4 protein-coding genes and 1 pseudogene are annotated in these 6,426 nt (G+C 43.4%); 3 read left to right on the forward strand and 2 right to left on the reverse strand.

Going from position 1 to position 6,426, the window contains the following annotated elements:
* Positions 1-570, forward strand: a 570-nt coding sequence (locus QUA07_RS09860) for a tetratricopeptide repeat protein (protein WP_333324550.1), incomplete at its 5' end; no start/stop codon positions are given.
* An 87-nt stretch (positions 571-657) separates the two neighbouring features.
* Positions 658-1,236, forward strand: a pseudogene (locus QUA07_RS09865) (Uma2 family endonuclease).
* Between the two features lie 245 nt (positions 1,237-1,481).
* Here the strand turns inward: QUA07_RS09865 and QUA07_RS09870 are convergent.
* Both QUA07_RS09870 and QUA07_RS09875 read right to left on the reverse strand, forming a co-directional pair.
* Complete coding sequence (locus tag QUA07_RS09870) at positions 1,482-4,508, reverse strand: PAS domain S-box protein (protein WP_333324552.1); 3,027 nt, start codon at positions 4,506-4,508, stop codon at positions 1,482-1,484.
* A 34-nt stretch (positions 4,509-4,542) separates the two neighbouring features.
* Positions 4,543-4,698, reverse strand: coding sequence for a hypothetical protein (locus QUA07_RS09875; protein WP_333324554.1), 156 nt, complete (start codon positions 4,696-4,698; stop codon positions 4,543-4,545).
* A gap of 229 nt (positions 4,699-4,927) precedes the next feature.
* Between QUA07_RS09875 and QUA07_RS09880 the strand changes: the two genes are divergently transcribed.
* On the forward strand, positions 4,928-6,352 hold the full coding sequence (locus QUA07_RS09880; protein WP_333324556.1) for a diguanylate cyclase domain-containing protein: 1,425 nt from the start codon (positions 4,928-4,930) through the stop codon (positions 6,350-6,352).
* The last annotated feature ends 74 nt before the right edge of the window (positions 6,353-6,426 follow it).

Here is a 6,426-nt window from a genome sequence, read left to right on the forward strand (position 1 = left end):
ACGAGTTCCGGCGAAGTCGCCCCGATTAAAACCGGATTTAATGCAGCAGTTCCCATCAATACATTTATCGCGAAGCTAGTGGCGGCGGGAATCAACAAATCCGAGTTGAAAGTAGACAATACTCCCGCAACGATCGGCCCGGTATCCACCACCAATCCGCAAGACGCCCAAGCCTATTATTTTCGAGGACTTTCGCTGTTAGATCAAGGAGATGCTTGGGAGGCGATCGCCGATTTCAACAGAGCACTCGCTTTCAAGCCCAAATATACCCCTGAATTGTATTTTAATATCGGCAATGCCCGCACTTTCATTGCCAGCCTCGAAACAACCCGCGGGCCCAGGCCTATTAGCGCTATTAGCGCTATTAGCGCTATTGAAGCATACACGCGGGCGATCGAAGCCAATCCCGGTTTTGCCGACGCTTACTACAACCGAGCTTTAGCTTACCTGGACAACAAAGACCAACCCCAAGCAATTGCCGACTTTCAAAAAGCAGCAGAACTTTACAAGCAAGGCGGCAGAACCAGCGCCTATCAAGACGCGCTCACCCGAATCAAACAATTGCAGTAAAATGAGAAGTTAATAATTAAGAATTAAAAATGAGTAATCCCATTTTTAATTCTTAATGTAGTTCATAAAAACAGCAGGTAAATAACCATGACTGCTATCACCTTAAACCTCAACTCCCTGATTAAACTAACTTCAGAACAGTTTTATCAACTGTGCGAAGAAAACCCAGACGTGAAACTCGAACGCAACGCCAACGGAGAATTAATCGCCATGCCGCCAACCGGAGGAGAAACAGGGAAACGCAATGTCAAATTGACTACCCAATTGGATGTGTGGAACGAACAAACCGAACTCGGAGAAGTGTTTGGTTCCTCCACAGGATTTACCCTTCCCAACAAAGCCGATCGATCTCCCGATGCTTCTTGGGTATAAAAATCTCGCTGGTCAGCTTTGACGCCAGAACCAAGAGAAAAATTCATCCCCCTTTGTCCCGATTTTGTCATTGAATTAGTCTCGCCCAGCGACAGTTTGAAAAAAAGTCAGGAAAAAATGCAAGAATATATGGAAAATGGCTGCCCTTTGGGTTGGCTGATTAACCGCAACAAACGCGAAGTTGAAATTTATCGCCCCGGTCAAGATGTGGAAGTTTTACAATCTCCTCTCACTCTTTCTGGGGAAAATGTTTTGCCGGGATTTATTCTAAATTTGCAAAAAATTTGGAATTAGCAGAATTAACTTTTGACTTATTATATCGTATCATCTTCAATAAAATAACCGTTACCATTTCGTAGTGAGGAATGCCAGTCAGAGCGAGTTGGATCGGGAGGGTTTTGAGGCTGCGGGGCAGGAGGGAAGAGGGAAGAGGCAGGAGGCAGGAGGGAAGAGGGAAGAGGAAGAACGAAGAAGCCAGAAAAAGTGTTTTTACAAATATGAGATGCTCCCTATAGCTTCTTTGTCCTTAAAATCGATAACTAAACTGGATTCGGGAGCAGAGGTCGAATTAACTCCAGAATTTGGTCATAGTTAAAGTTATTGACACAATCAATTAGCGAACTGGAAAGGGTTGATTGAGATGCGGGAATTTGTTTGATTAGCTCGTTCATGACTTCAGGATCAACATAGTAGGCAGCTTGATACATTTCTTCTAACCACTGAGAGGACATCACGGCTAGATCTTCTGGAGATAAAGAATCAACAAATAGTTTTTGGGAATCTTTTCCTACAACTGTGTAGATGTACTCTACTCCCAAGTATTGAGCGAGTTTGTCAAAGACGAGGCATTCCTGAAATGGCTTGCTCATAAAGTCGTCACAACCAGCCATAAGAACTTTCTCTCGATCTTCTTCAAAAGCACTGGCAGTTAAAGCAATAATGACAGTCTCTTTTCCATGAGGGTGTTCTCTAATGCGTTTGGTAGCTGTGTAGCCATCCATGATCGGCATTCGTAGATCCATCCAAATCAGGTGTGGGGACCAACTTTCCCACAGGGATAGTGCTTCAACTCCCTGTGTTGCTTCGCGCACCTCAAAACCCACTGAGATAAGGAGTTTGACCAATAAGCGGCGATTTTCCTCTACATCTTCAACCACAAGGATGCGGTAAGTTGGTTGTCCTGAAGCTATACCAATCACTCTTTGTGTAAGCAATTCTGAAGCAAGGCAGACTCCTTGAGGTAGCTTTACCGCAAGTTCAAAGTAAAAAATGCTGCCCTGATTCAATGTGCTTTGAACCCGAATCTGACTACCCATGAGTTGGGCAAATCTTTGGCTGATAGCTAGACCTAGACCAGTACCTTGATTCAATTTATTCCCCGCTTCAGCTTGCACGAACGCCTTAAATAAGCTCTCAACTTCTGCTGGAGCAATTCCCACTCCAGTATCCTCAATTTCAAAACATAGGCGACAGGACGTTTGGTCGATATGTTCTGATATTACTCGTAAGGTGACGCTTCCTTGATTAGTAAACTTAATTGCATTCCCGAGCAGATTGACTAAAACTTGATACAGTTTTTTCTCATCGGTATGCACAAATTGGGGAAGATTTGTATCTCGCTCGACAATGAGTTTCAATCCTTTTGATTGGGCTTTAATTTGCAACATTTCTTCAAGAGAAATCAGCAAAAACTTGAGGTCAACGTCAGAAAGAGAGAGTGTCATCTGTCCGCTCTCAATTTTAGATAAATCTAAAATGTCGTTAATCAATTCCAATAAATGTGTGCCACTACGATTGACGATCGCCAAATCTTGTTGGAGTTCGGGAGTCAGAACAGGATCGTAACTCATCAATTGCGTAAATCCCAAAATAGCATTGAGAGGAGTACGGAGTTCGTGGCTCATATTGGACAGGAACATACTTTTGGCTCGGTTTGCTGTCTCTGCGGCTTCTTTAGCTTGCTCAAGTTCTAACTCGGCTTGTTTGCGATCGTTAATGTCAATTAAATATCCCAACATTTCCACTGGTCTACCTGCAGGATCTCGAATTAGTCTGAGTTGACAGAGTATCCAGCGATAAACCCCATCTGAGCGACGAAGACGGTATTCATGGAAATAAAAATCATTGACGAATAGATTTTCTAAGCCATTAACCACTCGTTCTAAATCATCTGGGTGTAAGTTATGCACCCAAAAGTCAGAATCTTCTAAAAAATCAATCCTTTCATAGCCCAATACATCTTTGATATTTTCGCTCATGAACGTTGCGGCATAATTGCCACCCGGTTTACAGCCAAAAATAACGACGGGGCTGTAGTTCAGGAGAAAGTTAAGGCGATTTGTGGTAGCTTGCAAAGCTTGCTCAGCTTGTTTCAGATCTGTCACATCCTCCTGAACGGCAACATATACAGTTCCATATTCAGGATGCTCAAACCTAGATGTATGAACTCTGCACCAAAAAAGTCTTTCATCTTTTTTCTTATTGTAGACTTCATATTGTGCTTCTCCTTTTTGCTCAAGTTGAGTGACAATATCTAGAACGCTTGCGTCTGGTGTTACCTCTTTATCGACATAATTCAAGACACTAACGGGTTGACCTGCGAGTTCGCCATCTGTGTAGCCAAACATAGCGTCAAATTTAGGATTGGTGTAGACGATCGTGAGGTCTGAGGCTTTAATTAAACACACTCCACCTGCCATGTTATGGATAATAAGACTCTGAAGCTCTAGCGCCTTTTGAGCTTCTTTCTTAGCGGTAATTTCTTGGATCTGAGCAATAAAATGCAGTGGATTTCCCTGTTCATCTTGTACGAGCGATCCATTAAGAAGAATCCAAATTATATGTCCTTGTTTATGGAAATAGCGTTTTTCCATTTGGTAAGTTGAAATTGTTCCTGCTAATAGTTGATGTGCATAACTAAGATCCAGGTCTAAATCGTCGGGATGGGTAATGTCTTGGAAAGTTAACGCTAACAACTCTTCTGATGAGTAGCCAAGAATCTGACATAAGGCAGGATTTACTTTAATCCAGTGCCCATCAAGTGAAACGATCGCCTTTCCAATGGACGCATTTTCAAACGCATTGCGAAACTGCTCTTCACTGTTTCGTAAAGCCACCTCAATTTGTTTGCGTTCGTTTTCAGCCCGCTTGCGCTCATTGATCTCCTTCTCTAAGGCTTGAATCGCCACAATAAGTTGAGCTGGACTAGGTAAAGCTAAGGCTGATGGAATTAAAAACACTAGCTCAGATGCAGTATATATAGAAATCAGAGCAGTAATAGCTTTAAGTCCTCCATAAATCCAATAAGTAGGAAACCAAAGCGTCCAAATTTCCATGATATGAGTTGTACCACAGGCAATTATGAAGGCGCTAAACAGAAATAATACTTTCGGAAAAGGAGTATCTGGGCGCTGTCGCACAAAGTAGATTAGCATGATGGGGATGGAGTAGTAAGCTAAAGCGATTAAACCATCGGATAAAATATGTAATCCTACTAAGTTTGTTTGCCAGAGATAGCAGTGACCATGAGGAATGAATCCTCCACTCTCAAAAAATTGTGTAATCATACTTAACCTGCATTATTCATGAGTGCTGAAGTGCTTAGCGATTGAGTTCTGCCATGGCCCGCTTCATCGTCGAAGTCTTACCGGGAAAATCACTTTTGAGTAGGGAGATGTCAAATTGCCAACCTAGCAGCACGAGAAATCCGATCGCAATGACGAGTATACTTGCCCTTTCAGAAATGTGCTTGTTCATACAGCAGATTGCGTTGAAAAAATGTTCTCCTAATGTTAGCCGAAACGAAGAAGGGCAACTACGGAGGGATTATCCCTACCTCAACAAGTCAGATTTTGTAGGGGCTGTGGCAGCGTGCCATTCCTCGAACTCTGCGATCGCAGGACTTCTTTCTGCGTAAAGTGAGTTTATAACCTCACAATTCAACTATACTCTTATTCATAGGCTTATAGTCCTAGGGTAAGAAACTATGGAAAGCAGTAGCATTCTCGATCTAACTAACGATAGAGTTAGCGATCCAGCTACCAACTACCGAGGCAATATTTTAATTGTTGACGATCTGCCTGATAACCTGCGTCTTCTGGACCGTACTTTGAGCGCACATGGTTATAAAGTTCGCTGTGCCACAACAGGCGCAATGGCGCTCCGAGCCGCCCAATCGCCATGGACGGAACTAATTTTACTCGACATTAAATTGCCCGATTTGGATGGCTATGAAGTTTGTAAACAATTAAAATCTGACGAGCAAACCGCAAGCATTCCGATAATTTTTTTGAGTGTTCTCAATGAAACTTTCAATAAGGTTCAGGGGCTTGCTGTTGGTGCCGTAGATTATATTGCTAAGCCGTTTCACGCCGAAGAAGTATTAGCTCGTGTCGAAACTCACCTAACCATCCGACGGTTGCAAAAAAGCCTCCAAGAGCAGAATTTACGTCTCTTGAGAGAAATGGAAGAACGTCAACGTCTCGAAGCGTCCCTCTTTGCCGAAAAAGAACTCGCTCAAGTGACCCTCCAATCGATTGGTGATGCAGTTATTACTACCAATGCTCAAGGTAATGTGCGATTTTTCAATCCTATCGCTGAGCAACTGACAGGCTGGAAGGCTCATGAGGCTAAGGGACTCCCCCTGTCTACAGTCTTTGAAATTGTCAATGAAGTAACGCGAAAGCCAGTAGAGAATCCGATCGGCAAGGCTCTGTTGGAGAAGCGAATTGTGGGCTTAGCTAGCCATACTATACTGATTGCGCGCGATGGGACTGAGTATGCCATTGAGAACTCAGCAGCACCGATTCGAGACTGCCAAGGTCAAATTATCGGGGCAGTCATCGTCTTTCATGATGTTACCGAATCGCGCAATCTTGCTCGTCAACTCTCTTGGGAAGCCAGTCACGATGCTCTGACGGGTTTAATCAACCGTCGAGGATTTGAGCAGCGACTAATGGAGGCGATCGCCTCTGTTCAAGATAGCAATCAGCAGCACGCTCTCTGTTATTTAGATTTAGATAAGTTCAAAGTCGTTAACGATACCGCTGGTCATATTGCTGGCGATGAGCTACTGCGCCAAATCACTACACTTTTACAAAAGGGAGTCCGCGCTAATGACACACTGGCTCGCTTGGGAGGTGATGAATTTGGTCTTTTGCTTACTAAATGTCCCCTCTCTAAAGCCGCTCTAATTGCGGAAAACCTCAAAGACCTAGTGCATCAGTTTCGGTTTATTTGGGATAGCAAAACCTTTATCATCGGGGTCAGTATTGGAGTTGTTGCCATTAACCAAGACAGCCCTGATTTGATGGAGGTTATGGGGGCGGCTGATGCAGCTTGTTATGCTGCCAAAGGCAAAGGTCGCAACTGTGTTCATGTTTATCGTCGAGACGATGACGAACTAATATAATTAGGGTTTGCTGAATAATTGATCGCAGACCACTAGCAGGAGCGATCGATATATTCAAGGTGAGTTAAATATAA

The sequence above is a fragment of the Microcoleus sp. T3_A4 genome (genome assembly GCF_036700465.1).
In the GTDB taxonomy this organism is placed as follows: Bacteria; Cyanobacteriota; Cyanobacteriia; order Cyanobacteriales; family Microcoleaceae; genus Microcoleus.

Bases quoted from the DNA above. Each gene is read 5' to 3' on its own strand.
- QUA07_RS09875 (WP_333324554.1), bottom strand. From the start codon at position 4,698: ATGAACAAGCACATTTCTGAAAGGGCAAGTATACTCGTCATTGCGATC.
- QUA07_RS09870 (WP_333324552.1), bottom strand. From the start codon at position 4,508: ATGATTACACAATTTTTTGAGAGTGGAGGATTCATTCCTCATGGTCAC.
- QUA07_RS09880 (WP_333324556.1), top strand. From the start codon at position 4,928: ATGGAAAGCAGTAGCATTCTCGATCTAACTAACGATAGAGTTAGCGAT.